The 26,163-nt window shown below is 71.6% G+C and carries 21 protein-coding genes; 14 read left to right on the top strand and 7 right to left on the bottom strand.

The annotated features are described in order from the left end of the window. Positions 1-21 precede the first annotated feature (21 nt). From OWM54_RS32420 to OWM54_RS32405, 4 genes are read right to left on the bottom strand one after another with little or no spacing between them, the layout of a single operon-like run. The gene (locus tag OWM54_RS32420) at positions 22-777 is read right to left on the bottom strand and encodes an alpha/beta fold hydrolase (protein WP_223781901.1); all 756 of its coding nucleotides are present in this window, start codon (positions 775-777) and stop codon (positions 22-24) included. 1 nt (position 778) lies between these two features. Beyond that, the gene (locus OWM54_RS32415) at positions 779-1,606 is read right to left on the bottom strand and encodes an amino acid ABC transporter ATP-binding protein (RefSeq protein ID WP_267699972.1); all 828 of its coding nucleotides are present in this window, start codon (positions 1,604-1,606) and stop codon (positions 779-781) included. Beyond that, complete coding sequence (locus OWM54_RS32410) at positions 1,603-2,295, bottom strand: amino acid ABC transporter permease (RefSeq protein ID WP_267699971.1); 693 nt, start codon at positions 2,293-2,295, stop codon at positions 1,603-1,605. The genes OWM54_RS32415 and OWM54_RS32410 overlap by 4 nt, the downstream gene beginning before the upstream one ends. Continuing rightward, complete coding sequence (locus OWM54_RS32405; RefSeq protein ID WP_267699970.1) at positions 2,214-3,083, bottom strand: ABC transporter substrate-binding protein; 870 nt, start codon at positions 3,081-3,083, stop codon at positions 2,214-2,216. The genes OWM54_RS32410 and OWM54_RS32405 overlap by 82 nt, the downstream gene beginning before the upstream one ends. 109 nt (positions 3,084-3,192) lie before the next feature. Here OWM54_RS32405 and OWM54_RS32400 point away from each other — a divergent pair, with 109 nt between their 5' ends. Genes OWM54_RS32400 through OWM54_RS32390 form a run of 3 tightly spaced genes read left to right on the top strand, consistent with a single transcriptional unit; the run spans position 3,193 to position 6,473 of the window. After that, entirely contained in the window at positions 3,193-3,885 is a 693-nt protein-coding gene (locus OWM54_RS32400) for a response regulator (protein WP_223781898.1), read from the top strand. Further along, complete coding sequence (locus OWM54_RS32395) at positions 3,885-5,210, top strand: sensor histidine kinase (RefSeq protein WP_223745271.1); 1,326 nt, start codon at positions 3,885-3,887, stop codon at positions 5,208-5,210. The genes OWM54_RS32400 and OWM54_RS32395 overlap by 1 nt, the downstream gene beginning before the upstream one ends. A 30-nt stretch (positions 5,211-5,240) precedes the next feature. After that, positions 5,241-6,473 (top strand): cytochrome P450, encoded by a 1,233-nt coding sequence (locus OWM54_RS32390; protein ID WP_267699969.1) that lies wholly within the window; start codon positions 5,241-5,243, stop codon positions 6,471-6,473. Between the two features lie 7 nt (positions 6,474-6,480). Here the strand turns inward: OWM54_RS32390 and OWM54_RS32385 are convergent, their stop codons facing one another. Further along, the gene (locus OWM54_RS32385; RefSeq protein WP_223745269.1) at positions 6,481-7,128 is read right to left on the bottom strand and encodes a DsbA family protein; all 648 of its coding nucleotides are present in this window, start codon (positions 7,126-7,128) and stop codon (positions 6,481-6,483) included. A 141-nt stretch (positions 7,129-7,269) separates the two neighbouring features. Here OWM54_RS32385 and OWM54_RS32380 point away from each other — a divergent pair, with 141 nt between their 5' ends. From OWM54_RS32380 to OWM54_RS32365, 4 genes are all read left to right on the top strand, one after another. Continuing rightward, positions 7,270-8,454 (top strand): alanyl-tRNA editing protein, encoded by a 1,185-nt coding sequence (locus OWM54_RS32380; protein ID WP_267699968.1) that lies wholly within the window; start codon positions 7,270-7,272, stop codon positions 8,452-8,454. 192 nt (positions 8,455-8,646) lie between these two features. After that, complete coding sequence (locus OWM54_RS32375) at positions 8,647-9,222, top strand: RNA polymerase sigma factor (RefSeq protein ID WP_141333011.1); 576 nt, start codon at positions 8,647-8,649, stop codon at positions 9,220-9,222. Then, positions 9,219-12,161 carry a CHAT domain-containing protein gene (locus OWM54_RS32370; RefSeq protein WP_267699967.1) on the top strand — a complete coding sequence of 981 codons (2,943 nt, stop codon included), beginning with the start codon at positions 9,219-9,221 and terminating at the stop codon, positions 12,159-12,161. Before OWM54_RS32375 ends, OWM54_RS32370 begins: the two co-directional genes overlap by 4 nt. 33 nt (positions 12,162-12,194) lie before the next feature. Beyond that, positions 12,195-12,746 (top strand): hypothetical protein, encoded by a 552-nt coding sequence (locus tag OWM54_RS32365; protein WP_267699965.1) that lies wholly within the window; start codon positions 12,195-12,197, stop codon positions 12,744-12,746. A 67-nt stretch (positions 12,747-12,813) separates the two neighbouring features. Here OWM54_RS32365 and OWM54_RS32360 read toward each other — a convergent pair whose 3' ends face one another. Further along, a complete protein-coding gene (locus OWM54_RS32360; protein WP_267699963.1) occupies positions 12,814-16,326 on the bottom strand; it encodes an AAA family ATPase in 3,513 nt (1,170 codons plus the stop codon). A 293-nt stretch (positions 16,327-16,619) separates the two neighbouring features. On the opposite strand from OWM54_RS32360, the gene OWM54_RS32355 reads away from it, so the two are divergent. The 6 genes from OWM54_RS32355 to OWM54_RS32330 all read left to right on the top strand — a co-directional run bounded on the left by OWM54_RS32355 (position 16,620) and on the right by OWM54_RS32330 (position 24,762). After that, positions 16,620-17,948: an AHH domain-containing protein gene (locus OWM54_RS32355; RefSeq protein WP_267699962.1), complete on the top strand. Its 1,329-nt coding sequence runs from the start codon at positions 16,620-16,622 to the stop codon at positions 17,946-17,948. 19 nt (positions 17,949-17,967) lie between these two features. Next, a complete protein-coding gene (locus OWM54_RS32350) occupies positions 17,968-18,543 on the top strand; it encodes an imm11 family protein (protein WP_267699961.1) in 576 nt (191 codons plus the stop codon). 166 nt (positions 18,544-18,709) lie between these two features. After that, on the top strand, positions 18,710-20,725 hold the full coding sequence (locus tag OWM54_RS32345) for a YgiQ family radical SAM protein (protein WP_267699960.1): 2,016 nt from the start codon (positions 18,710-18,712) through the stop codon (positions 20,723-20,725). A 63-nt stretch (positions 20,726-20,788) separates the two neighbouring features. After that, positions 20,789-21,424, top strand: a complete 636-nt coding sequence (locus OWM54_RS32340) for a hypothetical protein (protein WP_223781890.1) — start codon at positions 20,789-20,791, stop codon at positions 21,422-21,424. A gap of 175 nt (positions 21,425-21,599) precedes the next feature. Continuing rightward, complete coding sequence (locus OWM54_RS32335) at positions 21,600-22,721, top strand: DUF3142 domain-containing protein (protein ID WP_267699959.1); 1,122 nt, start codon at positions 21,600-21,602, stop codon at positions 22,719-22,721. After that, entirely contained in the window at positions 22,708-24,762 is a 2,055-nt protein-coding gene (locus OWM54_RS32330; protein WP_267699958.1) for a hypothetical protein, read from the top strand. The genes OWM54_RS32335 and OWM54_RS32330 overlap by 14 nt, the downstream gene beginning before the upstream one ends. 10 nt (positions 24,763-24,772) lie before the next feature. Here the strand turns inward: OWM54_RS32330 and OWM54_RS32325 are convergent, their stop codons facing one another. Beyond that, positions 24,773-25,438: a cyclase family protein gene (locus OWM54_RS32325; RefSeq protein WP_223781887.1), complete on the bottom strand. Its 666-nt coding sequence runs from the start codon at positions 25,436-25,438 to the stop codon at positions 24,773-24,775. Between the two features lie 230 nt (positions 25,439-25,668). On the opposite strand from OWM54_RS32325, the gene OWM54_RS32320 reads away from it, so the two are divergent. Continuing rightward, positions 25,669-26,157, top strand: coding sequence for a hypothetical protein (locus OWM54_RS32320; protein WP_267699957.1), 489 nt, complete (start codon positions 25,669-25,671; stop codon positions 26,155-26,157). Positions 26,158-26,163 lie beyond the last annotated feature (6 nt).

The raw sequence follows: 26,163 nt of genomic DNA, 5'->3' as shown, positions 1-26,163 counted from the left end.
TCCCGGGGCCCACCGCCCGACTCACGCCGCCGACACCTTCGGGGTGGACGTCAACCTCGCGAGCCACGGCGCCAGCAGCTCCGCGCAGGCCTCCGGGTGGGTGAAGTAGGGCACATGCCCCGCCCCCTTCAGCATGTGGTGCGGCGTCCCTGGTGGAAGCGATTGCAGCAGTCGCTCCACGGTGGAGGGGGGCACCAGCACGTCCCTGTCCCCCTGGATGCAGAGGCAGGAGACGTCCAGCCGTCGCAGCTCGGGCGGGTGGGCCTCGCGTTGGATGGCGAGCGCGCGATGCCACGTGGTGCCGCGCTCCACCACCGTCGTGGGGACCACCTCCGCCACCTGCCCGAAGGGAACCGGCTTCCACGCGGCCAGCCCCGCGGCGACCACGCCGGGCCGCGCCCACACGGCGATGGGGCCCATCATCCCGATGAGCAAGCCACGCACCCCCAGGTGGGTGGTGCGCGTGAAGGCGCCCAGGAAGGCCACGCCGCGAGCGACGCCCGCCGCCGCCAGGTGCGCGGCCACCATCCCACCGAAGGAGCTGGCCACCACCGCGTCCACCGGGCCCGCCGCGTGCGCCACCTGTCGCGCGAGCGCGCCCGCGCCCACCGCCGCATGCGCTCCTTCCGGATACTCGACGAGGACGGGACGACAGAGGGGTGACAGCGCCTGGGCGAGCGCGCGGAAGCCGGAGCCTCTCGCCCCCAGGCCGGGCAGCAGGAGCACCCTCGGCCCCTCGCCTTGCCCCACCTCTGTCAGCTGCACGTCCGAGCGCATCTCATTCCCTCGCGGTCGCGGCGGGGAACAGCGTGACGACGCCGCTTCTGCCCGCCTCCAGCGCGGACACCTCCGGCTCCGGGGCGGGCTGCTCCCGCGCCAGCCCCAGGAAGGTCCGGGTGCGCTCATGTCGGGGCCGCTCCAGCACCTGCGCGGGAGGGCCCTCCTCCAGGATGCGCCCGCCGTGCAGCACCAGGACGCGCGAGGCCAGCTCGCGCGCGAAGCGCATCTCGTGCGTCACCGCCACCAGCGTGAGCCCGTCCTCGCGAAGCCGCGACAACAGCGCCACCAGCTCGCCCACGCGCTCCGGGTCCAACGCGCTGGTGGGCTCGTCCAGGAGCAGCGCCTCGGGCTCCATCGCGAGCGCGCGGGCGATGGCCACCCGCTGCTGCTCACCGCCGGACAGCTCGGACGGGTAGGCCTCCTCGCGGTGGGACAGGCCGACCTTCGCGAGCAGCGCGCGTCCCAGCTCCGTGGCGCTCCTCGCGTCCAGGCCCCGCACGTGTCGGGGCGCCTCGATGACGTTGCCCAGCGCGGTGCGGTGCGCGAACAGGTGCCACTGCTGGAAGACGAAGCCCACGCGGCGGCGGATGTTGGAGACGGCGGCGCCGCTCGCTCGCGACGCACTGGGGCCGAGCACGTCGTCCCCCACCCGGATGCTGCCCGCGTCGAAGGGCTCCAGCCCGTTCAGGCACCGCAAGAGCGTGCTCTTGCCGCCGCCCGAGGGGCCCACCAGCGCCACCACCTCACCCGGCGCGAAGGCCGCGCTGATGCCGTCCAGCACCATGCGCCCCTCGTACCGCTTGCACAGGTCCTTCACTTCAATCATCCGCGCGCCAACCTCGCTTCCAACCGCCTCGCCAGGAGGGACAGAGGGTAGCTCATCGCCAGGTAGAGCGCCGCGCACAGCGCCCCGGGCAACAACCAACTGCGAACATCCACCGCGGTAATCGTCATCCGCTTGGTGAGCTCCACGACGGAGATGACGGACACCAGCGAACTGTCCTTGAGCAGCGCGATGAAGTCGTTGGTGACGCTCGGCAGCGCCACCCGGAAGGCCTGCGGGAACACCACCCGGCGCAGCGCCAGCGGCGTGGACATGCCCAGCGCCAGCGCCGCCTCCATCTGCCCCCGGGGCACCGCCAGCACCCCCGCCCGGTACACCTCCGCCTCGTAGGCCGCGTAGTTCAGCCCCAACCCCAGCACCGCCGCGCTCAGCGCGTCCAGCCGCAGCACGCCCGCGAGCCCGTAGTACAGAACATAGAGTTGCAACAGCACCGGGGTTCCACGGAACACCTCCACGTAGAAGGACGCCATCCCCGACAGCCACCGGGGCCCGTACAGGCGCACCAGCGCCAGCCCCACGCCCAGCGGCACCGCGAGCGCCATGGCGCCCACGGACACCACCAGCGTCACCAGCGCCGCCTGGAGGAACATCAGGCCCTGGCCCCAGCCGAGCTTCGCCGTGCTCGTCTGCGACAGCACCTCGCGCGTCTGCGCGTCGGTCCACTCCACCATCTTCTGCTGCTGGGCGCTGTCGATGTTCCACCGGGCGAAGATGCGCCGCAGCTCCCCGAGCGCGCCACGTGCCCGAGCGCCACGTCCAGCGCCGCGCGCAGGTCCTCGTCCCCGGGCCGCACCGCGATGGCGTAGTAGCCCTCGCCCACGTCGCCCACCACGCGCAGCTGGGGCCTCGGCTGGCCGTAGCGCTGGGCGATGAGGTCGTCCATCAGCACCGCGTCCACCCGCCCCTGCTCCAGGTCGATGTAGGGCTCCTCCACGCCTTCGTACGGCACCGCCTGGATGCCCTCGCGCTGGAGCAGGTCCCACGCCTGCGAGTTGGCGAGCGTCCCCACCCTCCTGCCACGCAAGGACGAAAGCCCCGTGACGCTGTCGTCCTGCCGCCGGGCCAGGAGCCGCAGCTGGAAGATAAAGTACGGCCGGGTGAAGAGGATGCGTCCGCTGCGCGCCGGGGTGACTTCAATGCCGTTGAGCGCCACGTCGAACGAGCCCCGCTCCAGGGAGGGGATGAGGCTGGACCAGTCGTTCTGCACGAAGCGCGCGCGCACGCCCAGCTCCCGCGCCAGCGCGTCCGCCAGCTCCACTTCGAAGCCGCGCATGCGCCCGGGCACGTCCGGGTCCTCCATGGCGTACGGCTCGCCGCCCTGCGCGTCCGCGCCCCAGCGAAGCTCGCCTGCCCTCCGCACCCGCTCCAGCCCGGGCTCCTCCCGCTGGACGCAGGACGTCAACACCACCGCGAACACGAGCAGCGCCCCGCCCCTCCTCCACACACCGCTCACATCCATTTCAGGGACTCCCACTCTGTAGCAGGTGCAGGTGTGACCCAGTATTCAGGTCCTGACACTTTCTCCGGGACTGCGTACTAGAGTGTCGCGACAGAGGAGCCAAGGCGTCATGGAAGCATACAAGGTGCTGGTGGTGGACGACGAGCCGCAGGTGGCGCACGCCTTGAGGCGGCTGCTGCGGCGCGAGGGTTTCGACGTCCAGCTCGCGTTCAACGGAGAAGAGGCGCTCGAGCGGCTGAAGACCTTCAGCCCGGACATCGTCCTGACGGACTTCCGGATGCCGGGGATGACGGGCAGCGAGCTGCTCCAGCGCATCAAACGCAGCCACCCGCTGGCGCTGCGGCTCATCATCTCCGGCTACGCCGACTTCAAGTCGGTGGTGGCGTCGGTGAACGAGGGCGAAATCTGCCGGTTCATCAGCAAGCCCTGGGATGACGCGGAGCTGGTGACGTACCTGTCGGGCCTGCTGCGCCACCGCGAGACGATGGCCCAGCTCTACGCCCCGTTCCGCGCCGCGCCCCAGGGTGTCAGCGCGGAGGTGAGCCCCACGGACGCCGCGCTGGTCCTGAAGGTCCAGGTGGCGGACCCGTCGTTCCCCGCCGAGCAGGCCGTGTCCATCATCGAGCGCTTCGCGGGCCTCTTGGCCGACGACAGCCTGAAGGTGGTGGGGGGCTTGCTGGAGCGCTTCGGTGGCCGGCTGTCCTTCGTGGCGGAGGTGGGCGGGCCGCAGCGGCTGCGCCTGGAGCTGCCCATGCGCGCCCAGAGCGCGCCGAGTGTTCGACCGGGGCTGGGCGAGGCGTGATGGCCCCGGAGGTCGACGCGGATTGGGTGAACAGCCGCCTCAAGCGCTTCACCCTGCTGGCGTGCCTCCTCATCCACGGTCTGCTCATCGTCAGCCTCTGGGGGCGCTGGCACGAGGTCCTCGTCGTGACGGTGGCCTTCGCGGGGGTGACGGGGGCCAACGTGGTGCTCGCGCGGGGGTTCTTCTCGCGGCACACCCAGGCCGCCGAGGCCACGCGCTTCACGCTGAACATGGTGGGCACCGTGTTCTACGGCGTGGTGAGCGACTGGGCGCTGCCCGTGTGGCTGTACCTGCCGCTCAACGCGCTGTGGGTGGACCGCTTCGCGGACTCGGGCGCCCGGCGCCGGCTGGGGTTGATGCTGGTGCTGGTGGCCGGCGCGGCGCTGTCGGACGGGGCCGCGCCCGAGGTCGCCGCCAGCTTCGTGCTGCTGTCGGTGCTCACGTACGCGCTCTCCGAGGGCCGCGTCTTCCTCACGCACTCGACGCTGCGCGAGCTGGCGCGCCAGCACGACGAGCTGGCCCTGGCCCACGAGCAGTTGGAGATGGCCCACCGGCGCGCCCGTGAGCAGGAGCGGCTGTCCAGCCTGGGCATGCTGGCCGCGGGCGTGGCGCACGAAATCAACAACCCCATGAGCTACGTGAAGAGCAACGTGAACGCGCTGCTCATGGACCTGCGCGCGTGCAAGAACCTGCCGCCGGAGCTGCAGGAGTACGTGGACGACGTGCTGCCCGCCACCGCGGACGGCATCCGGCGGGTCGTGGCCATCGTCGCGGACCTGCGGCGCTTCGCGAGGGGAGACCCGGGCGCGCTGGAGGAGTACGACCTCAACGAGGAGATCGCCGTCGCGCTGCGCATCACCCGCACGCAGGTGCAGTCGCGCTGCGAGGTGGAGGTGACGCTGGGCGACTTGCCGCGCCTGCTCGGACGTCCTGGGCAGCTGGCGCAGGTGGTGGTCAACCTCCTGATGAACGCCGCGCAGGCGATGCCCTCGGGCGGACGCATCTTCCTGAGCACGCGCATGGAGGCCGACGAGGCCGTCCTGTGCGTCCAGGACTCCGGGCACGGCATGACGCCCGAGGTGCGCTCGCGGCTGTTCCAGCCCTTCTTCACCACCAAGCCCGCCGGTGAAGGCACGGGCATGGGGCTGGCCGTGGTGCACGGCATCATCACCTCGCACCAGGGACGCATCGACGTGGAGACCTCGCCCCAGACGGGCACGCGCTTCACCGTCCGCCTCCCACGCATCCCTCCGCTCGCCATGCACCTGCCCGGACTGTCAGGCGGAGTCCCCACCCCGCCGAAGTCGCATCCGGACACGGCCTGAGCCCGCACGCGACTGTCCCTCGAGAGCGCCATGTCCTCCTCGCCGCCCGCCTTCGCCAGCCGCTTCGAGCCTCGCTACGTGGAGGACCCGTATCCGCTCTACGAGCGCCTGCGCCACGAGTCTCCCGTCCACTTCAGCGAACAGATGCACCTGTGGGTCGTCTCCCGCTACGAGGACATCAAGGCGGTGGTGCTCAACCCGGACGACTTCCTGTCGGCCAACGCCTTTCGCAACCCCGTGCCGCCCGCGCCGGAGGTGCTCGCGGTGCTGGCGGAGGGCTACCCCCAGGTCCCCGCGCTGGTGGATGACGACCCGCCCAACCACACGCGCATGCGGGTCATCGTCAACAAGGCCCTGGCGCCGCATCGGCTGAGCGCGATGGAGGCGCGGGTGTCCGCGATCGCGACGGAGCTGCTGGACGGCTTCGCCCACGAGGGGAAGGCGGACCTGGTGGAGGCGCTGGGCTACCCGCTGCCCGCGCGCGTGGTCGGCGCCATCATGGGGCTGCCGGACTCGGACGTGACGCGGCTGAAGCAGTGGACGGAGGACCTGGTGGTGATGTCCGCGGGCAACGCGCCCGTGGAGCGCCAGGTGGAGTGCGCCAGGGGGCTCGTCTCCATCCAGAAGTACCTGGCGGAGCACATCGCCGCGCGGCGACGCGCGCCCACCGATGACCTCATCAGCGCGCTCATCGAGGCGCGGTACGAGGACACGCCGCCGTTGAGCGACGTGGAGCTCATCAGCCTCATCTCCATGCTGCACTTCGCCGGGCACGAGACGACGTCGAACCTGCTGGGCAACCTGCTCGTGTGGGTGCTGCGCGCGCCGGAGCGGCTGCGCGAGCTGCGGGACGACCCGGGCCGCATCCCCCGGGCCATCGAGGAGACGCTGCGGCTGGACGCGCCGGTGCAGGGGATGATGCGCACCACGCGCCGCCGGGTGACGCTGGGCGGCGTGGAGGTGCCCGAGGGCGCGCGGCTGCTGGTGCTCTATGCGTCGGGGAACCGGGACGAGACGGTGTTCCACGCGCCCGGCGAGGGGGTGCTCCGCCGTCCGGACGTGGGCAAGCACCTGGGGTTCGGGATGGGCATCCACTATTGCATCGGCGCGCCGCTGGCGCGGATGGAGGTGCGACTGGCGATGGAGCTGCTGTTGAAGCGGCTGCCCGGGCTGCGACTGGCGCCGGGAGAGGCCGTCCGCTACCTGCCCAACTTCCTGCACCGGGGCCCACGGCAGCTGCTCGTCGAGTGGGACCCGGCCTGAGGTGGGTTCAGCGCTTGAGCGCGGCGTCGATGTGCGTGGCGAAGGTGTCGAGCGACTGCGCACCCGTCACGCCGGTGCCGTTGATGAAGAAGGTGGGCGTGCCGACGATGCCGCGGCGCTGGGCCTCCAGTCGGTCGGCCTCCACGTAGTTGTCCCAGGCCTTGGTGTCGAGCGCGCGCTTGAAGCTCGCGAGGTCCAGCCCGAGTGCCTTGGCGTACTTCTCCAGCGAGGCGCGGTCCAGGGCGCCCTGGTTGTCGAAGAGCACGTCGTGCATCTGCCAGAACCTGCCCTGCTCGTGGGCGGCCATGGCGGCGGCGGCGGCGAGCTTCGCGTTCTCGTGGCGGGGCAGCGGCATGTGGCGGAAGACGATGCGGATCTTGTCGCCGTAGCGCTCGCGCAGCCCCTCGACGGTGGACGCGCCGCGCTGGCAGAAGGGACACTGGAAGTCGCTCCACACCTCCACCGTCACCTGGGCGTCGCGGGGCCCCAGCGCGGGGGCCTCCGAGCGCGGGGTGGCGGAGATGAGCTTGGGCTGGGCGCGGGCGGCCTTGGGCTGCTTGTCGCAGTCGGGGGTGGGCTCGTCACCGGCGAGGGCGGGGTTGAGCGAAGAGAACACGACGGCGGCCGCCAGGAGGGCGGGAGCGCGGAGCTTCATGGTGGACCTCTGGAGTGGGATGGATGCGGCACGCCCGGCGTCCTGCCTGGAGGCCTGGCGTGACGAGGGGCGATGCCCTCGCACGCAAGGAGTGACGCGAGCGGCGCGGGAGTTTCAGCGCCGTGTTATTTCCCGCGCACCATGACGACCGAGCGCCTCGATTACGCGGACCCCTTCCTCCATCGATTCACCGCGCGGGTGGTGGGCCACGGCGCGTGGAATGGCGCGCCCTCGGTGGTGCTGGACCGCACGGCCTTCTATCCGGAGGCCGGTGGGCAGATGGGGGACCAGGGCGTGCTCGGGGGACTGCCCGTGCGCGACGTGCAGGTGGACGACGCGGGGGTGGTGCATCACCTGGTGGAGGGCGTGCTGCCCGCGCCCGGTGAGGCGCTGGAGGGCGTGGTGGATTCGGAGCGGCGGCGCGTGCACATGTCGCTGCACACCGGGCAGCACATGTTGTCGCGGGCGCTCTTGGACCTCGCGGGCGCGGCCACGGTGTCGTCGCGATTGGGGGCCACGTGCACCATCGACACGGACCAGGACACGCTGGACGAGCAGCTCGTGGCGAAGGCGGAGGCGCACGTCAACGCCATCATCGACGCGGACCTGCCCATCCGGGCCTTCTTCCCCACGCCGGAGGAGCTGGCGGCGCTGCCGCTGCGGCGTGCGCCCAAGGTGACGGACAACATCCGCGTCATCCAGGTGGGGGACTTCGACGTGTCGCCGTGTGGCGGGACGCACTGCACGCGCACGGGACAGGTGGGGATGGTGCGGGTGCTGGGCGTGGAGCGCTACAAGGGCAAGGGGCGGGTCCTCTTCTCGGCGGGGCCGCGCGCGCGGCGTGAGCTGTGGGAGGAGGCGGGGGTGCTGCGCGCGATGAGCCGGGCGTTCACGTGTGGACCGGCCGAGGTGCCCACGGTGGTGGAGAAGCTGCGGCGTGAGTTGACCGAGGCTCGCGAGGCGTTGGGCGCGGCGCGAGCGCGGCTGGCGGAGCACACGGCCGTGGAGCTGGCGCAGGAGCTGGAGGCGTCGGCGGACAAGCAGGTGGTGGCGGTGCTCGACGGCGCGGGGCTGGAGCAACTGCGCGCGGTGGCGGCGAGGCTCACGTCCCGGCCTCAGGCCGTGGTGTTCCTGGCGGGCCGCGCGCCCGAGGGCCTGGCCGTGCTCATCGCGCGGGGCAGTGCGTCCACGTTCGGCTGCGGCGCGTTCCTGAAGCGGGCGGCGGAGGCCGCGGGAGGACGCGGGGGTGGACGCCCGGAGCACGCCGAGGGACGGCTTCCGGCGAGCACGGATTGGGCGGCGCTCGTGGCGTCCCTGCGGGGCTGAAGCAGGCCCCACCCCACCTCCGGGGCGGACCGTGGGAGCGGAAATCACCCTCCCCCTCCCTGGACATGAGTCTTTTCCACCCGCACCCACCCGCAACGCATCGCGTCACGAATCACTCCACCCGAAGGGATTTCCTCGGACGCGTTCACATCGTACGGAGGGGGCGCTCCACCGGTGGAACGACATGAGAAGATGGGTGTAGGGGTTCGCGCCACGATGGACGACGGGCAGCACCGCCAGTTCGATGCTTTCGCACGCTCGCGACGACCGGGGCTGCTTCGCCTTGCCCGACGCCTGTGCTCCGGGGGTGGAATCGACCCGGAGGACCTGGTGCAAGAGACCCTCGAGCGCGCCTACCGGAACTTCGACCGGCTGGTGGCGGAGAACCCAGGCGCCGTCAGCGTGTGGCTCAGCACCACGCTGAGCAACCGCTTCCTGGACCATTGTCGTCGCAGACGCACCGAGGTCCTGGGGGCCCCCGCGCTGCGTGTGGTGCAGGACACGGAGTCCTCCGGCGAACCCGCCGCCCTGGAGCAGTGGGAGCAGGTCAGCCGCGAGGACTTCCAGCGGGCCATCGACAAGCTGCGGCCTCCCCATCTCCAGGAGGCCTACCGGCTCCACGTGGCGGGACTTCGATACCGGGCCATCGCTCAGCGGCTGGATGCGCCCGAGGGAACGGTGGGACGGTGGCTCAGCGAGGCGCGGCAGGCTCTGCGGGGGCTGCTGACCCCTAGCGCCGCCTCGAGTGAAGGCAGGGCCAGACCATGACCGAGCAGTGCGACAGACTGGAGTCCTTCATCGACGGTGAGCTGGCACCGGCGGACGCGGAGAACTTCCGTCACCACCTGACCGGCTGCACCGCGTGCGAGACACGGATGAAGGAACTGCTCGCGCTCGAGCTCCTCGCCGACGACGCCCTGCACGAACCCGGGGACTCCACACTGGCCTTCGTCCCCCCACCTCCCCAGCTCAAGCGGCGCAGGAACTGGATGATGGTGGTGCCGCTGGCGCTGGCCGCGGGCCTGGCGGCGTGGGTTCTCGTGACGCGGACCGACTCGTCCCCCACTTCCCCCGAGCTGTGGCTGGGGCAGGACCCGGGCCGCACGCTCGAGGCCCGCCTCACCCATCCGGGCGCCGACCGCCATCGCCCCTACGAGGTGATGCGCAGCGGCGGCAATTCGCCCCGCGCGCTGTCTCTGCGCGAGCTGGCGAAGCTGGAGGAGGTCGGTGACGAGCGAGGCATCGCCTCCGCCTACCTGCTGCGCGGAGACCCCGCCCAGGCCGCCGCCTTCCTCGACAAGCTGCCCGCGTCCCCCGACCTGGACTCGGACCGCGCGGCGCTCGCCCTCCAGCGCGGCGCCCACGAAGAGGCCCTCGCCCTGGTGGACCGCGCGCTGAAGGCGAAGCCCGGTCATCCCCAGGCGCTGTGGAACCGCGGCCTCGCGCTCGAGAAGCTGGGCCTGTCCCTGCAAGCCGCCGAGGCCTTCGAGCAGGTGGCCGCGCAGCAGGAGCCGGGTTGGAGCCAGGAGGCCGCCGATCGCGCCGCCGACCTGCGCCGTCAAGAGGACACCCAGCGCAAGGGCTGGAAGGGCACCAAGCAGGACTGCGACCAGATGGTGTCCGGCGGCCCCGTGCTCGCCCAGGCCCAGGTGGAGCAGCACCCCGGCCTGTCCCGCCTGTGCTTCTACGATGCGCTGCGCACCGCCACCTCCCCCGAGCGCGTCGAGTCGCTGCGACCCCTGGCCCGCCAGCTCGACGCCGTGGACGGCGGAACCCACCTGGAGGACGCCCTCCAGCGCGCGGCCCGCTCGGACTTCTCCGCGCGCGCGCCCTTCGTCGCGGACTACGTGCGGCTGACGCGCAACGAGCTGTCCCCGGCGCAGCTCGACACCTTCCTCGTGAAGCTGCGCGAGGCCCGGCAGGACGACCTGCTCCTGGGCGCCCTGCTCTTCCCCAAGGACCTGCGACAGCACGAGCGTGAGTACCGCGAGCTCGCGCTGGCCACGAGAGACCCGTGGTTCGCGCTGCTCGCCGAGGAGCGCCAGGCGCGCGCCGACATCCAGCGCGGACAGATTCCCCAGGCGCGCACGCGGCTGACCGAGGCCCTGCGCACCTGTCCTGACGGCGCGCGCTTCAACTACCGCTGCCTGGAGCTCGAGCGGAACCTGGCCCTCGTGGAGCGGCAGCTCCACCGCCCCGTCGAGTCCCGTGCGCACGGCCTGCTCGCGCTCGCCCGGGCCCGCGCGGGGCACGAGTGGACCAAGGAGTGGCGGCTGCTCCAGGAGCTGGGCCAGGTGGCCCTCTTCCACGGAGACCTGTCGCTGGCGCGCGCCTACCTGGAGGAGAACATCCAGCGGCTGCCCGAGCGCTGCGCGGACCACGAGTCGGCCTACGTCAACCTCGCGCTCGCCTTCCACCGCACGCTCGACTTCAACGGCGCCCGGGAGCAGTTGGACCGCGCCGCGCGCTGCGGCAACCCGCCCTCCCTGGCGCGCGCCTTCGCCATCGCGGACCTGGCCCACACGCAGGCCCGCCGCGCCGAGGACACCGAGGTGCTGACCCGGGGCCTGGAGGCGCTGCGAGCCTCACCGGCCCGACTGGAGACCGCGGGCGAGGGCGCGATGCTGCGCCACATCGAGGGCCGCTTCTTCGTCGAGCAGGACCGCCGTCGGGGGCAGGCGCTGCTGCGTCAGGCCATCGAGGAAGCGGCGCCGCTCGTGGGCTCGGACGTCAACGCCCGCAAGGCGCGCGTGTACAGCTTCACGTCCCTCATCCTCGACGCCTCCCGGCACGAGGAGCTGGAGCGGGCCATGGCCCTCTTCGCCGAGGAGCGCGCCCTGCCCCTGCCCGAGCGCTGCGCGCTGGGCGTCACCGTGGACGACGAGCGCACGGCCCTGGTGGCCCGCGACGCGTCGGGGCGTTGGGTCGGCCACTTCGACAACCAGCGCCGTGAGCGGCTGGAGAGCGTGGAGGGGCTGGTCCCCGAGCGCCTCGCACAGGCCCTGCGCGACTGCCCCCACGTGGACGTGCTCGCGCGGCCGCCGGTGCTCGGCAAGCCGGACCTGCTGCCGCCGGACATCGCCTGGGCCTACCGTGTCGGAGCGACCCCCGACGAGCCCACCGGACAGCCCTCGCGCCGGCTGGTGGTGGCGGACGTGCATGCCCCCGCGGAGCTGCGCCTGCCCTCGCTGCGCGCCTGGCGCCCCTCGGAGGACGAGGACGCGACGCTGGCCACGCTGCGAGGCGCCTCCGCCACGCCGTCGCAGGTGCTGCGGGCGATGCGCGAGGCCACGGAGGTGCAGATTCACGCGCACGGCGTCGTCGACCCGAGCGCCGCGGATGGCTCGCTGCTCGTGCTGTCTCCGGAGGCGCAGGGCGGCCGCTACGCGCTGACGGCGTCGGACCTGCACGGTGAGCGGCTGCAGGGCCGGCCCGTGGTGCTGCTGGCGGCGTGTCATGCCGCGCACAGCAAGGCGTACTTCCATGAAACGTTCGGCCTGCCGGTGGCGTTCGTCGAGTCCGGGGCCCGGGCCGTGCTCGCCGCCACGCAGGAGATTCCCGACGCCGAGGCGTCGGACTTCTTCGAGCCGGTGCTGGCGCGCATTCGCGAGGGGCTGCCCGCGGCCCGCGTCCTTCGCGATGCACGTCAGGACTGGCTCCGCAGTCGGGGAAGCGCCTGGGTCCGCCAGGTGCTCCTCTTCGAGTAGTTGCCTCGTCTCATCCCAGAGTCTCGAAAACCCATGAAGAAAGTCCTCCTGTTGGTCCCCCTGCTGCTCGGCGTCGCGGCGTGCCGCCACATCGAGACGGTTCCGTCGACCGAGCAGATTCAGCGCAAGGCGCCCAAGGGCGCGCTCGTCCGCGTCATCCTCCGCGACCGGGCCAACCCCCAGCGGCTCACCGCCTACGTGGTGGACGTCAGCCGCAACGAAATCGTCGCCCAGTCCAACCGCGACCCGTCCTCGACGCGCGGCGCCCAGGGGGAGACCTCGTCCGAGAAGGCCACCACGGACGGCGACACCTCCGCGATGCAGTCGGGCGGACCGCTCTACGTCGGCGACGTGGAGCTGCTCACCGACTGTGTCCCCCAGACGGACAAGGAGGGCTGCCTGAGCGTCGCCGACCTGCATGACGGAGACCCGGGTGGCGCGTCGGGCGGCGGCGGCGACCCCACGGGCCACCAGCAACTGGTCGAGAAGGTGAAGCGGCTGGCCGCGCTGACCTACTGGTCCACGCTCGAGGTGGGCATCCCGACCGTCAAGCGGACGGCGGCCCCCGGACGCGTGAATCAGTAATCACGTGAGGCGCTGAGGACAGGAGGCTCCGGTGTCGCGAAGGTGCGGCGCCGGGGCCTTCGTCGTTTCAGGCGGACCTGCCACCCTCGGTGGGGACCAGGCCCGAGAGCGTCTCCACGTAGGACGCGGCGACGCGCAGGAAGCGCGCGCCCTTCACGCCGGTGAGGTACTGGCGCTTCATCGCGCGCGTGGCGCCCACGTAGAACATGGCGCGGCGGATGCGCTCGTTCTCCCGCGCGTTGCGCTCCTTCGCGCCGGCCATCCAGTTCTCCACGGTGTCCAGCGCGTCCAGGCCCGCGAAGAAGACGACGGGGCACTCGTGGCCCTTGCAGGAGAACACGGTGGTGGCGCGCACGTGGTCCACGCCGCTGACGCGGAAGTCCGTCACGTCGCGGCCGCCCTTGCCACCGTAGGCGTGCGCGGGCACACCGGCCCGGTTGAGGGCCTCCGTGTACTGCGACGGCATGACGGGCGCGACGACGAGGATGTCGCCGGGGTGCACGCCCTCGTCGCGGATGAGCCGGGCCACCTCCCTGGCCACCTGACGGGCCTCGCTCGCGCCGGAGGCGAAGCCGCGCACCTGGGGCAGCACGCCGCCGCGCTCGGTGGACTGCACGCGGTAGAGGCCCTCCAGCGTCTCCTCGGGAAGCCACAGCAGCCCCTCGCGCGCGAGCTCCCCGGCCTTCATGTACTCGCGCATGCCCGGGTCGCTGGTGCCGTGCTGGCGCAGCGGGTCCAGCACCACGTTGAAGGCCACGTCGAGGATGTCGCGCGTGGCGCGGAAGGTCTCCTTGAGGATGCGGGTGCGGCCCCGGAAGGACAGCCCCTCCGGGAGCTGCTCCTTGAGCGCGTCGATGGGCACCTGGCCGTAGACGTTCTGCGAGTCGTCCATGAACAACTGGAGGCAGCGCACCCCCTTGCCGTCCTGCGACGCGCGCGGGCGGACCAGGGCGTGGAGCATGGCGAGCGCGCGGGCGTCCATGTCCTGGGCCTCGTCGACGAAGACGCCGTCGAAGGACTCGGGCTCCACGCGGCGCAGCGCGCCCACGTGCTTCACCGTCACGCGGGCCCGGAGCGCGCGCACCCGCTCGCGGCCGGCGCGCTGGGCAATCGCCTCCACCAACAACTTCTCCACCAGGGGCGAAAGCGCGCGGTTGAAGAACGAGACGAGCACCTGGGTGTCCTCGTGCTCCAGCAGATAGCGCGCCACCCAGTGGGCCAGGACGAACGTCTTGCCGCTGCCCGCGACGCCGCGCACCAGGTGGTGGCCGTCATCGAAGCGCCGCTCGAAGAGGGACACCTGCTCCTGGGTGAACAGGGGCCGCGTGGGGCGAGAGCCCTCGATTTCCCCGCCGAGGCTGGTGGGCGCGGCGGGGGGCGGTGGCGGCGGCGGGGGTGCCTCGCGCGGCAGGGGCAGCGCCTCCAGTCGGAGCGGCGAGCCGGGGAGGACGCGCAGGCGCGGCAGGAGCGAGAGGAAGCGCTGGGGAATGGTGGCGCCCCGGGCCTCGTCGCGCGAGGCGAGCACCAAGAGATAATCGCGCGCGCGGCTGGCGGCCACGTTGAGCATGGGCACCAGCGTGTGCGGCGGGAAGGGCCGGCCTCCGGCCACGGTGTCCACGAGCACCACGTCGTACTGGGTGCCCTGCTGGCGGTGGATGGTGGAGGCGCTGAACGCGTCGCCCCGGAAGCCCGCGGAGTTGCCGAGCCTGCGCAGGAGCGAGGCCTGCGCGCGATAGGGCGTGACGCACAGGACGCTGAGGCCGGCGCGCACGGCCTCGCGCGCGAGCGACACGGCGAGCTCGGCGGACAGCTCGCGCTGGTAGCCGGAGCCCGTCTCGCCGCGGCCGTGCGTCAGGCGCTTCGCGTCGCGGCTGAGGCCATCGAGCACCACCCAGCCAGCGCGTGTCCCGGCGAACGCGGGCACGGGGGGGGCCTTCTCGGCGCGGGCCTTGACGATGTCACCGTCCTCGAGCGCGCCGCCGTAGCAGAAGTGGCTGACGACGCGGGCGATGTCCGGGTGCATGCGATGCTGGGTGCGCAAGAGCAGCACGTCCGGGCGCGCGGCGTCGCGCACCGCGTCCTCCAGGTGGGACAGGCCGCTGGCGCGCAGCCACTTCTGGGAGCCGCGTCCGGCGCCCTCGGCGGCGCGGCTGACGGGGCCGATCTGCTTGGGGTCTCCGGCGAGCGTCACGCGCTCGGCCAGGGGGGCCATGAGCGCGGTGGCGGCGCGGGTCACCATGCCGGCCTCGTCCACCACGAGTCGCGCGAAGGTGCACTTGCCCTCGAGCTCCGACACCAGTCGCAGGGCGCGGTGGACGGTGAGGACCATGAGGGGACAGTCGCCCTTCTCCGCCTCCTTGAAGGTGGGGTCCTTCATCTTGCCGCGCAGGCCGCGCAGCTCGGCCTGGAGCTTGGCGAGCTCGTGCGCGGGGCCGCCCCGGACGCGCTGGAGGTACAGCTCGCGCTCGCGCTCCTCGATGCTCGCGCGCAGCTTGCCGCCCTTGGTGTCCTCGAGCGTGACGGTGGGCAGCTTCGCCAGGGCGTCGCTGGCGCCGGTGCCGCCGCGGAAGATGCTGCGCGCCAGGGGGCGCAGGGGGATGGGCTGGCGCTCCAGGAGGGCGCTGACGCGCAGGACGAGCTCATCGGCGGCGCGGTTGGTGGGGGCCACCGCGAGGATGCGCTCGTTGGGGAAGGCGCACAGGGCGCGGGCGATGAGGTCGGCGACGGCGGTCGTCTTGCCGGTGCCGGGAGGACCCCAGATGCAGCCCCAGGGCTGGGCCCAGAGGCGGTCGGTCGGGAGGAGCTCGGCGTCCTGGGGACGCGGGGTGGGCGCGGGCTCGTCTCCGCTGGCGCGGCGCAGGGCCTGGTGGAGGGCGGGCTGGCGGTCCTCGTACGCGGAGGCGGCGGTGCAGAGGGCCTCGGCGAAGTCATAGGGCCGATAACACCAGCGGTCCGCGGCGAGGGCGCGGCGGTCCACGTCGTCACCGTGGTCGGGGGCGGCGAAGACGCGGCCGGACTCGAAGTCGAGGTGGACGACGTCTCCGCCGAAGACGCACTCCTCGCCGAGGAAGCCGAGCAGCGAGCCGCCGGACCAGTCCGGGTCCGCCGCGGGCACGGGGACGAGGGACAACACGCCGGGGCCCTGCAGGGAGACCTGACGCGCGTCCTGGAGCAGCTTGGCGCGGTACTGGCTGCGCTCGGAGAGGAGCGCGTCGCTCAGGTCCTCGGGGAGGTATTCGGGAGGACGCCAGGCCTCGCGGCGCTTCCCGGTGGCGACGGCGGCCTGGATGACCTGGCGCTCGGACGCGGTGACATCGGAGGGCGCGGCGACGTCGCGTGCGGGTGGCTCCTCGGGTGAAGGGGCGTCCGGGCGCGGAGCGGGCGGCGTCGGGCGCTGGGGCCTGGCGCGGGAGAGGGCCAGCAGCGGATTGGGCGAGCGCGGGATGTCCTCGGGGACAGTGCGGGAGGACGGAGGTGGGACAGGGGCGTCGTCGTACTCGACGTGAAGCTCTCGGACGGAGTCTTCCTTCTGTGGCGCGGGGCGCCCTTCGGAGACCTCGTTGTGCGTCCGGTGCGTCATGTCGGCGAGCCCCGGGCCCCTCGGCCCAGGCCGGGTACGGGCGCGCGAAGGTAGGGGAGGCGTGGATCCACGTCAATGCAAGCCCCAGGGGCGCGGCTGTGCGCTCACGTACGGCTGGCTCCCAGCAGCCGGCCAGGCATGGGCGTCGACACCAACGACGGATTTCTTCTGAACAGCACCGCGACTTGGGCGTGGCCTCCGGACGAAGTGGGTGAGACCGCGTGCGCTGTCAGCGTCTTCCTGTATTTCTGGGTTGCGCCTGCCTTTGACGGGCCTCTCTCGGGGAACACGCCATGCGGCTTCACTGGGTAGTGCCGCTGCTCCTACTGACGCTCGTCGCCGGTTGCGCGACGAGTCGCGTCGTCCGATTGGACACGGGACAAGCCTCCCTCGTCGTCACTCCTCACGAAGAGTCGGGCGCGGAAGTGAGTGCGGCAGAGCTCGACGACGACGAGTACGAGGAGATCATCACGGAACTGGCTCGGGACGTCCGTCCGTTCCGAAACCCCATGCAGGAGGCCCGTGACTTCTTCGGAGTGCCTGCCCGCAGCGGCGTGTACCGATACGAAAGCCACCCTTCTCGACTCACCCTCCAGCGTCGAGAGGACGCGGACGACCCTCATCTGCTGGAGTCCTATGCCGATGACGAACTGACGCGCGCCTACGGCCAGTGGTGCACTCGAAAGAAGCAATCAGGGGACTGCTTGCGACTCTTGGAGGAGGGCCCCCTGCTGGCCAGCGATGGCAGATACACTTGGGCATTGGCCATCGCGATGGACTCCGTGTGGGATGAGACCGCCGAGGCTCTGGAGGACATGACGGACCCTGGCGCCGTCATGGCCACCCTGACGGCCTCCGTCACGATGTACCTCCTGCTCTGGTCGTTGCCCGAGCCGCTTTCCAAGGGCGTCGCGGCGACCTTGACGGCTCTCGCAATCGCATACCTCGGAGTCGATACGGTGTGGAGCTTGCTGGACGGCTGGTTGACGCTGCTACGAGAAGCGGACCAGGCGACGACATTCTCGCAGCTCAGTGCAGCAGGCGAAGCCTACGGAGAGATCCTGGGTGAGAATGCGGCACGGGTCTTCGTGATGCTGGCAACGGCCGCCATTGGAAACACGGCGGGACTGGCCGCGAAGGCTGGGAGGCTGCCGGGATCCGCGCCCGCGGCACTCGCCGTGGAGGCCCAGGCAGGTTTCCAGTACGCCGCGGCGGGGAGTGTGCAGTCCGTCGCGGTGACGGCAGAGGGGTTCACCCTCGTTCTGGCCCCCAATGCGCTGGCCATGGCGAGCCGCCAGAAAGAGCGCCACCACATCGCCACGAACAAGAACGATGTCTCGGCTGCACGTGGCGGGCCTTGGACGCCGAGATTCCGCGACCTCTTCACCAGGGCCGGAATGGAGCTGAAGGACCCCGAGAACATCGTGGAAGTCGTCGGACACAAGGGCCCGCATCCGCAGCGGTATCATGAGCGCGTCCAGGAGCGACTCCTCGAAGCTTTGGGTAGCTGCCGGAAGGTGGCAGATTGCCGCCAGGCCCTCACGATTGAGCTTCGCAGGCTCGCCAGAGATGCCTCGACTCCAGGAACCGAAATCCACAGGCTCTTGACTCAGCGCAAGTGACACCGTGAGGAAGTCCACCATGCCTCCCCCCTCTCGATACTTCAGGCTCAAAGAGGACGTACGGGCCGGCTCTTGGTACCTGGGTGAACCGTCGCGCGGGCAAGGACAGGAGCTGGAGGACATCCGGGAGTTCACCTCGGGACGGCCCGTTCGAGCAACGAGCAGCCTGAAGCTCTCGGTTCGTGAGCCGGGGCGTCAGCGCGATTTCAGCATGGCCGGCGTCGGCATGACGCCTGTCGTCCACATCAGGGTGGCTACCCTCTTCGCGGAGCAAGCACCTGATGATGTGCAGCTGATACCCGTCCAGCTCAAAGGCTATCCGGACGACTACCAAATCCTCGTAGCGACGAAGACGGTCCGGTGCATCGACGACAAGGCCTCGAGTGAGGTGGAGTTCTGGCTGCCAGAGGATGAGCGACCGGACAAGCTCGGCCAATACCGGAACGTGGTCGACATGAGAATCGACCCCAGGAAGGTGGGCGATACGAAGGTCTTTCGCACCTGGGGATGGAGCGTTGCCCTCATCGTCTCGGAGGACATCAAGGTCGCCATGGAGCGCGCCAAGGTCACCGGAGCCAAGTTCGAGGAAGTCTAGGCGGCCTCCCTCAGCCACCCACCCTCGCCGTGTTTCCCGCTCTCCCACCAAGCAAGGGTGTAGGACCTTCGACCCTCTTGGGTGTACACCCGCGCCCCGCCCTGTTTGCTTCGGGCGCCCGGGGGTGTTTAGGAGAGAAGCCCCCCGCCGACGCCGCCCCACCGCCATGGCCCAGACGACGCGTTACGCCCATCCCTTCCTGCCCATCACCCGCGCCGACATGCAGGCGCGCGGCTGGGAACAGTGCGACATCATCATCGTGACGGGAGACGCGTACGTGGACCACCCGGCGTTCGGCCCGGTGCTCATCGCCCGCTTCCTGGAGGGCCGGGGCTTCAAGGTGGGCCTCATCCCCCAGCCCGACTGGCACTCGGCCGAGCCCTTCAAGGCCCTGGGCCCGCCGCGCATGTTCTTCGGGGTCGCCGCCGGCAACCTCGACTCCATGCTCAACCGGCTCACCGCGCAGAAGAAGAACCGCTCCGCCGACCAGTACAGCCCCGGCGGCCGCACCAACTGCCGGCCCGACCGCGCCACCATCGTCTACGCCCAGCGCTGCCGCGAGGCCTACCCCGACGTCCCCATCATCCTCGGCGGCATCGAGGCCAGCCTCCGCCGCATCGCCCACTTCGACTACTGGAGCGAGAAGGTCCGCCGCTCCATCCTCTTCGACGCCAAGGCCGACCTGCTCGTCTTCGGCATGGGCGAGCGCCCCATCATGGAGGTCGCCGACCGGATGCGCAGCGGCGAGCGCATCCAGGACATCCGCGACGTGCGCGGCACCGCCTACCTCATCAACGACGAGGAGATGCGCGCCCACGAGGCCGACCCCGCCCGCCGCGCCGCCGACCGCAAGACGGTCGTCCTCCCGCCCTACGAGGCCGTCGTCTCCGACAAGCAGGCCTTCGCGGTCATGAGCCGCGACTTCCAGATGGAGACCAACCCCGGCAACGCGCGCCCCCTCGCGCAGCGCCACGGCAACCGCGCCATCTTCATGAACGCCCCCGCCCTCCCGCTCGAGGACGGCGTGGGTGACACCGCCGCCGGCAAGGCCACGGTGGCCATGGACGAGCTGTACGACCTGCCCTTCAACCGCGTCCCCCACCCCATCTACAAGAGCGAGGGCATCCCCGCGTACGAGACGGTGAAGCACTCCATCGTCCTCATGCGCGGCTGCTTCGGCGGCTGCACCTTCTGCTCCATCACCGAGCACGAGGGCCGCGTCATCCAGAGCCGCTCCGCGGAGAGCGTCCTGCGCGAGGTGCGCGCCCTGCGCCGCATGGGTGACTTCCGCGGGACGATTACGGACCTCGGCGGCCCCACCGCCAACATGTACAAGCTCAAGTGCAAGAGCGAGGACATCGAGAAGCGCTGCCGCAAGCTGTCCTGCGTGCACCCGGGCGTGTGCGAGAACCTCCAGACGGACCACGGCCCGCTCATCAGCCTGATGAAGGACGTGCGCGAGGAGGACGGCGTCAAGCACGTCTTCATCGCCAGCGGCGTGCGGTACGACCTGGCCGAGCGCTCCCCCGAGTACGTCAAGGAGCTCGCCGCGCACCACGTGGGCGGCCAGCTCTCCGTGGCGCCCGAGCACGTCTCGCCGCGCGTGCTGGAGAAGATGAAGAAGCCCGGCATCGAGAGCTTCGAGCGCTTCCAGCAGATGTTCGCCTGCGCCAGCGAGGAGGCCGGCAAGGAGCAGTACGACATCCCCTACTTCATCAGCGGACACCCCGGCTCCACCCTGGAGGACATGGTGGACCTGGCGCTGTGGCTGAAGAAGAACGGCAAGCGCCCCCGTCAGGTGCAGGACTTCATCCCCACCCCCATGGCCATGGCGACGGCGATGTACTTCACCGGCATCGACCCGCTGAAGATGGAGCCCGTCTACACGGCCCAGGGTCTGCGTGAGAAGCGCCTCCAGAAGGCCCTGCTCCTCTACTGGAACCCCGAGCACTGGCCCCTGGCCCGCGAGGCCCTGAAGCAGGCGGGCCGCGCGGACCTCATCGGCCGTGGCCCGCACGCGCTCGTCCCGCCGGAGACACCCGCCGAGGCCGCCCGACGTCAGCGCACCGAGGAGCGGGATGGGCGCGAGCTGGACGACGCGCCGCGTGAGCCCCAGGCCCCCGCGCCCCGAGGTCCACGCCGTCCCGGTGGCCCACGCCCCCACGGCTCCAGGGCCCGCTGAGCGAAAAGCGGCCGTCCAGCCGACCGTTTGAATAAACGGCGGTGACGTTCGTCGGGGGGCCACATGCTCCCCTTGATTGCCCTGTTGCTGTTGACCGCGGCGCCGCCGACGCCGCCCCAGGTCACGCCCGAGCCCAAGCCGCCACCGGAACAGCCCAGGCCCCAGTGCATCACCGCCCAGGGGCGCGAGCTGTGCGGCTTCCAGTGCAGGACCAGCGGCTCGAAGGCGGGCTGTGCCCAGACGCCCTATGGGACGTGTCAGGTCCTCCGCGACGAGGTCCACTGCTGGGACCCGCCACGGGTGGCCATCCAGCATCCGCCCCGCACGCCGGTGCGCCCCGAGTGCAAGGCGGTGCGCGGCAAGGTCGACTGCGGTTTCAATTGCCGCATCTTCAATGGCGAGGTGGCGTGCAACTCCACACCCTACGGGCTCTGCGACACGCACTTCGGCAGGCTGGTCTGCTGGGACCCGCCCGACAGCGTCATCCATGAGTACGCGCAGGCCATGCCCGCGGCCCGCTGCCTCAACGCCTCCGAGGCGATTGCGTGCGGCTTCGACTGCAAGGCCAGCCGCACGGAGGTGCGCTGCACCAACACGCCCCGCGGCGTCTGCACGCTGAACGACCAGCGGCTCACCTGCTTCGACCCGCCCTCCCTCCTGCACTGCGACCACAGCAACCCGCCGCCGCCGCCCAACTGACGGCCCCGTCCCAAGCGGAGTGCTCGCCTCCTCGCCCGCGTGGCTACGAATCCCTGGGGCTCCACGCAGTCTCACGACGCGAGACAAAACCGGTGCGTACGCGCGCAGAGCTTGCACGCCCCGGTTGTGGCACCATTGACGTCGCATCCACTCCCGCGATGCGTGTCGTCTCACCATGCGCACCCCGTTTCTGTCTTCGTCGCGCCGACTCGCGAGCTTCGCGTTCATGGGGCTGTGCCTCATGCTTGGCTGCACCCGCGCGCCCCCGCCGCCGCTCGGGCACGCGGCCTACGTGTGGCAGCGGGACTGGAGCCCGTCGCTCGTCGAGTCCCTCACGCGGATGCCCCCGGAGGTGGGCGCGCTGCGCGTGCTCGCGAGGGAGCGCTCCGGCGACACACGCGCCCCCGTCTCCATCGCGGTGGATGTCGCGGCCCTCGCGAGGACGGGGCGCGACGTCGTGGCGGTGATGCGCGTGGATGGCACCGCGCCCCTCGACGGCATCTCCCTGGAGGAGGTCGCCGCCATCGCCCGCGACTGGAAGGCGCGCGGCGTGCGCGTGCGCGGCGTGGAGCTGGACCATGACTGCGCCACCACCGCCCTGCCCGCATACGCGGACTGGCTCGCGCGTGAGCGGCGACTGCTCGGCGAGCTGTCCCTGTCCATCACCGCCTTGCCCACCTGGGCCGGCGCGCCCGAGCTGGAGCGCCTGACATCCATCCCCGACGACGTCGTCGTCCAGGTGCACGCCATCCGCGCCCCCACCCTCTTCACCCCCGAGGAGGCGCGCGGCTTCATCGAGCGCTGGTCCCAGGCCACGCGCAGACCCTTCCACGTCGCGCTGCCCACCTACCGCGTGCGCCTGCGCGATGGCACGCCCCTGGTCTCCGAGCCTCGTGAGGTCTCGCGCTTCCTCACGGAGCTGCGCGCGCGACCGGTGCAGGGCGTCAAGGGGCTCGTGTGGTTCCGCTGGGGCCACGCGGGTGATTCGGAGGCCTGGAGCCCGTCCACGCTGACCGCCGTCCTCCGACAGGAGCCGCTGACGCTCCAGGTGGAGTCCCGGCTGGTGGACGCGGGCGGAGGCACGCTCGACATCGTCCTCGAGAACACCGGCCGCCTGGACGGCGAGGCCCCGGCCCGGCTCACCCTTTCTGGAAACCTGGAGGTCCTCGACGGAGTGGGCGGCTATGCCCCGCGGGGGAGCTCACTCGTGGCGCGCAAGCCTCCCCGCCTGCGCGCCGGCGAGCGACGCGTCGTCGGCTTCGTGCGGGGAAGCGAGGTGTCCCTTGTGGCTCCGTAGCCTGCTGTCCGCCGTGGTCATCCTGGTCGCCCTGACGCCCATCCGCTCCGCGAAGGCCTGTGGCCCCGGCTTCCAGGACCGCCTCCTCGCCGACCGCGCGCTCACGCTCGGCGAGTTGCCCGGTGGGCTCTTCGCGCTGGAGGTCCACCGGCTCCTGCCGAAGCCCTCGGACGCGTTCGCGGTGAACGAGTTCCCCGACGAGCCCCCCGACGCGCGTCAGGGCGCCGGGGCCCGGGAGACCGCGCTGTACGAGGCCGGCGCCAAGGCCTTCACCGCCGGAGACGCCGTGACGGCGCGGGCGCGCTTCCTCGAGGTGCTCGCGCTGCCCGCCGCGGAGCGACGCCGCTTCTCCACCTTCGCCGCGTACATGCTGGGCCGCAACGCGGGCGCCGGCTTCGAGGACGACGCGAAGTACGGCTTCGAGCTCACCCGGCAGCTGGTCCGCGAGGGCTTCGACGACCCGCTGGGCCTCGCGGTCTCCAGCCTGGGCATGCAGGCGCGCGTGCTGCTCCAGCGGGGCGACGACGTGGGCGCCATCCACCTGTACGCGGAGCAGGCCTCGCACGGCAGCGGGAGCGCGGAGGTGTCGCTGCTCTTCGTCGCGCGAGCCCTCGCGCGCAACCCCGAGCGCCTCCAGGTCGCGCTGAAGGACCCGCTGGCGCAGCGGCTCATGACCACCTTCGTGTGGACGCGCGGTCGCGAGTCCGCATGGTCCGAGGAGCCCTCGGCCGGAGGGCTCGGCGCGGTGCTGGACGCGCTGGCCGCGGTGCCGGACGTCGCGGGCGCGGACCGGCTGGCCGCGGGCGCCTGGCGCGCGGGCCGCTTCGACCTGGCCGAGCGCTTCGTCGCCTCCGAGCAGACCCCGCTGGCCTCCTGGGTGAAGGCCAAGCTCGCGCTGCGCCGGGGCGACGCGTCCTCCGCGGAGACGTACCTGGCCGAGGCCGTGCGCGGGCTTCCCGAGCGCGAGTGGTGGCATGACTGGTACCTGGACGACACCAACCGCCCCCTGTGCCGCGCGGAGGGAGAGCGCGGCGTGCTCGCGCTGACGCAGGGCCAGTTCACCCGCGCCGCCGAGCGACTGTGGGCGGGCTGCTCCTGGCCGGACGTCGCCTACGTCGCGGAGCGGACGTTGAGCCTGGAGGAGCTCCAGCGCTTCGCGGCCACCCACCCTCGCACGGAGAAGAGCCACTGCGACCTGGTGCCGGAGTCGGAGCCGGAGTCACCCGACAGCGTCGGGGACGGCAACACGTCGCTCGGGATGCCCGAGCGGCTGCACCTGCTGCTCGCGCGGCGACTCCTGCGAGAGGGCCGGCACGACGAGGCCCTGGAGGCCTTCCGCGGCACCGCGGTGGAGGACGCGGCGCGTCGGTACGTGGAGGCGCTGCGCCGCGCCGACAGCGCGTGGGACGACCTGGACCGGGCCGAGGCGCTCTTCGCGGCGGCCAGGCTCGCGCGCTCCGAGGGCATGCGCCTGCTGGGGACCGAGGCCGCGCCGGACTGGGGCTGGGTCGACGGCAACTACGACGTCTCCCGCTATGACCGGGACGACGAGGAAGGGGACGCCACCGAGGACGAGCAGCGGGCCCGCGCGATGTTCCCCCGCGCGTCGCTCATGGGCGCGGAGGAGCAGCGGCTCTCGGCCCTCCACGGCCCGCCCCTCACCGAGCGATTCCACTACCGGCACGTGGCGGCGCGGCTGGCCCAGCGCGGCGCGGAGCTGCTGCCGCCGCGCACTCAGGCCTACGCGATGATGCTGTGCCACGCCGCGCTCCACGTCGCCAACCGGGACCCGGCGATGTTCGAGCGCCTGTACCTGACGTACATCCGCAACGGCGCGCGCATCGACGACGTGCAGTGGTCCTTCGGGGCGTCGTGCCTGGAGCCGAACTTCGCGAAGGTCCGCGCCGAGCGCCCCTTCTACGCCCAGGCCCTGCCCCAGCGGCACCGGGTCAAGCTGATGGTCGGCGGGGGCATGCTGCTGCCGACGGTGATGGGCTTCGCCTTCTTCCTGCGCCGCAGGCGCCGCGCCCCCTCCGCCTGAACCGGGCACTTCAGCGCGCGCGGAGGATGGCGCGCGCCGGAGCCCCGTCGCCCCCCGCGATTCGCAGCGGCAGACACACCAGCTCGTACGTCCCCTCATGCACCTGGGACAAGTCGAGCCCCTCGATGATGCAGATGCCCGCGTCCAGCAGCGCGCGGTGCGTGGGAACGCCCTCGTCCGGGCTGCCGATGGACAGGTAGTCGATGCCCACCGTGCGCACCCCCAGCTCCGCCAGGTAGCGCGCGCCCTCGAGCGACAGGTACACGAAGTCCGGCTGGAAGGGCTGGGAGGGCCACCGCCGCGCGGAGTTCGCCGTCTTGAAGAGCAGCCGCTCCCCCGGCTGGATTGCGTGCGCCTTCAGCTCCTCCACCTGGATGGCGCGCGCGTCGCGAATCTCCAGCACGCGGGCCACGCCCATCAGCCGGTCGAAGGACAGCGCGTCCACGCCCTCGGCGCCCTTGACGAAGTGCACGGGTGCGTCGACGTGGGTGCCCGAGTGCGCGCCGAAGGACAGGTCCGACACGTTGGCGTCGTCCCCCTTGTCCAAGTCCTGCGAGCGGGTGATGCGCACCTCGGGGTTGTCCGGCCAGTGCACCATGCCGTCGCGCAGCGGCACGGAGATGTCCACCCACGGCGACGCGGGGGCGGAGCGGCTCGTCTCGGCAGCGGTCTCCATGACTCTGAATCCTGGCCATCCCCCGCGCGCTATGCCGACGGCCACGGGGCCCTGGTCCCCTGCTCGCCCCGAGGCCGGACGAGCCGCCACCCGCACCTCGCGAATAACGAGACAGCCGAAGGCGCGAAGGTCCGCGTCGAGCGTCCACGCAGGGACATCCGACCACCTTTTCTCCTCGGGAGGGGTCGGCTAGGGTGCGCCGCCCTTCACGGTTCACAGGAGCACAGAAGATGCCGAGGACGTCCCAGGAGCAGACCCAGGAGCGACACGCGTTCCTGCTCACCCTCTTCCGCCAGCAGCCGGACATCAGCAGCAAGGACGCGCTGGAGTCCTTCAAGACGAAGTTCGGGGCGACCATCAACCTGAAGACCTTCAACCAGCTGCGCGCGGAGGCCGAGGAGGAGGTGGCCGCCGCCGCCCCGGTGGTGGCCGAGGAGCCCGAGGCCGAGGTGGACAGCGCGCCCGAGCCCGCCGTCGATGACGCCGCCCTGCAGCTCAAGGCCGCCGCCAACCCGGAGGCCCTCAACGGCGCCGCCGCCCCGGCCAAGAAGCCGAAGGCCAAGGGCAACGGCCCCAAGAACGTCTTCGTGGACGCGCCCAAGGAGCACCTGACCTTCCTGGAAGGCATCGTGCAGCAGCTCCAGGAGGCGGGCGCCGCCAACGTCCGCATCGACCACTCCACGGACCGCTGGATGGTCCTCGTGGTGGACGCGAAGTAGGCCCCG

Origin of the sequence: Myxococcus sp. MISCRS1 (assembly GCF_026626605.1) — a bacterium.
Lineage (GTDB): Bacteria > Myxococcota > Myxococcia > Myxococcales > Myxococcaceae > Myxococcus > Myxococcus fulvus.
The sequence above is the reverse complement of the archived record's forward strand: the minus strand, read 5'-3'. Positions and strand labels throughout refer to the sequence as shown.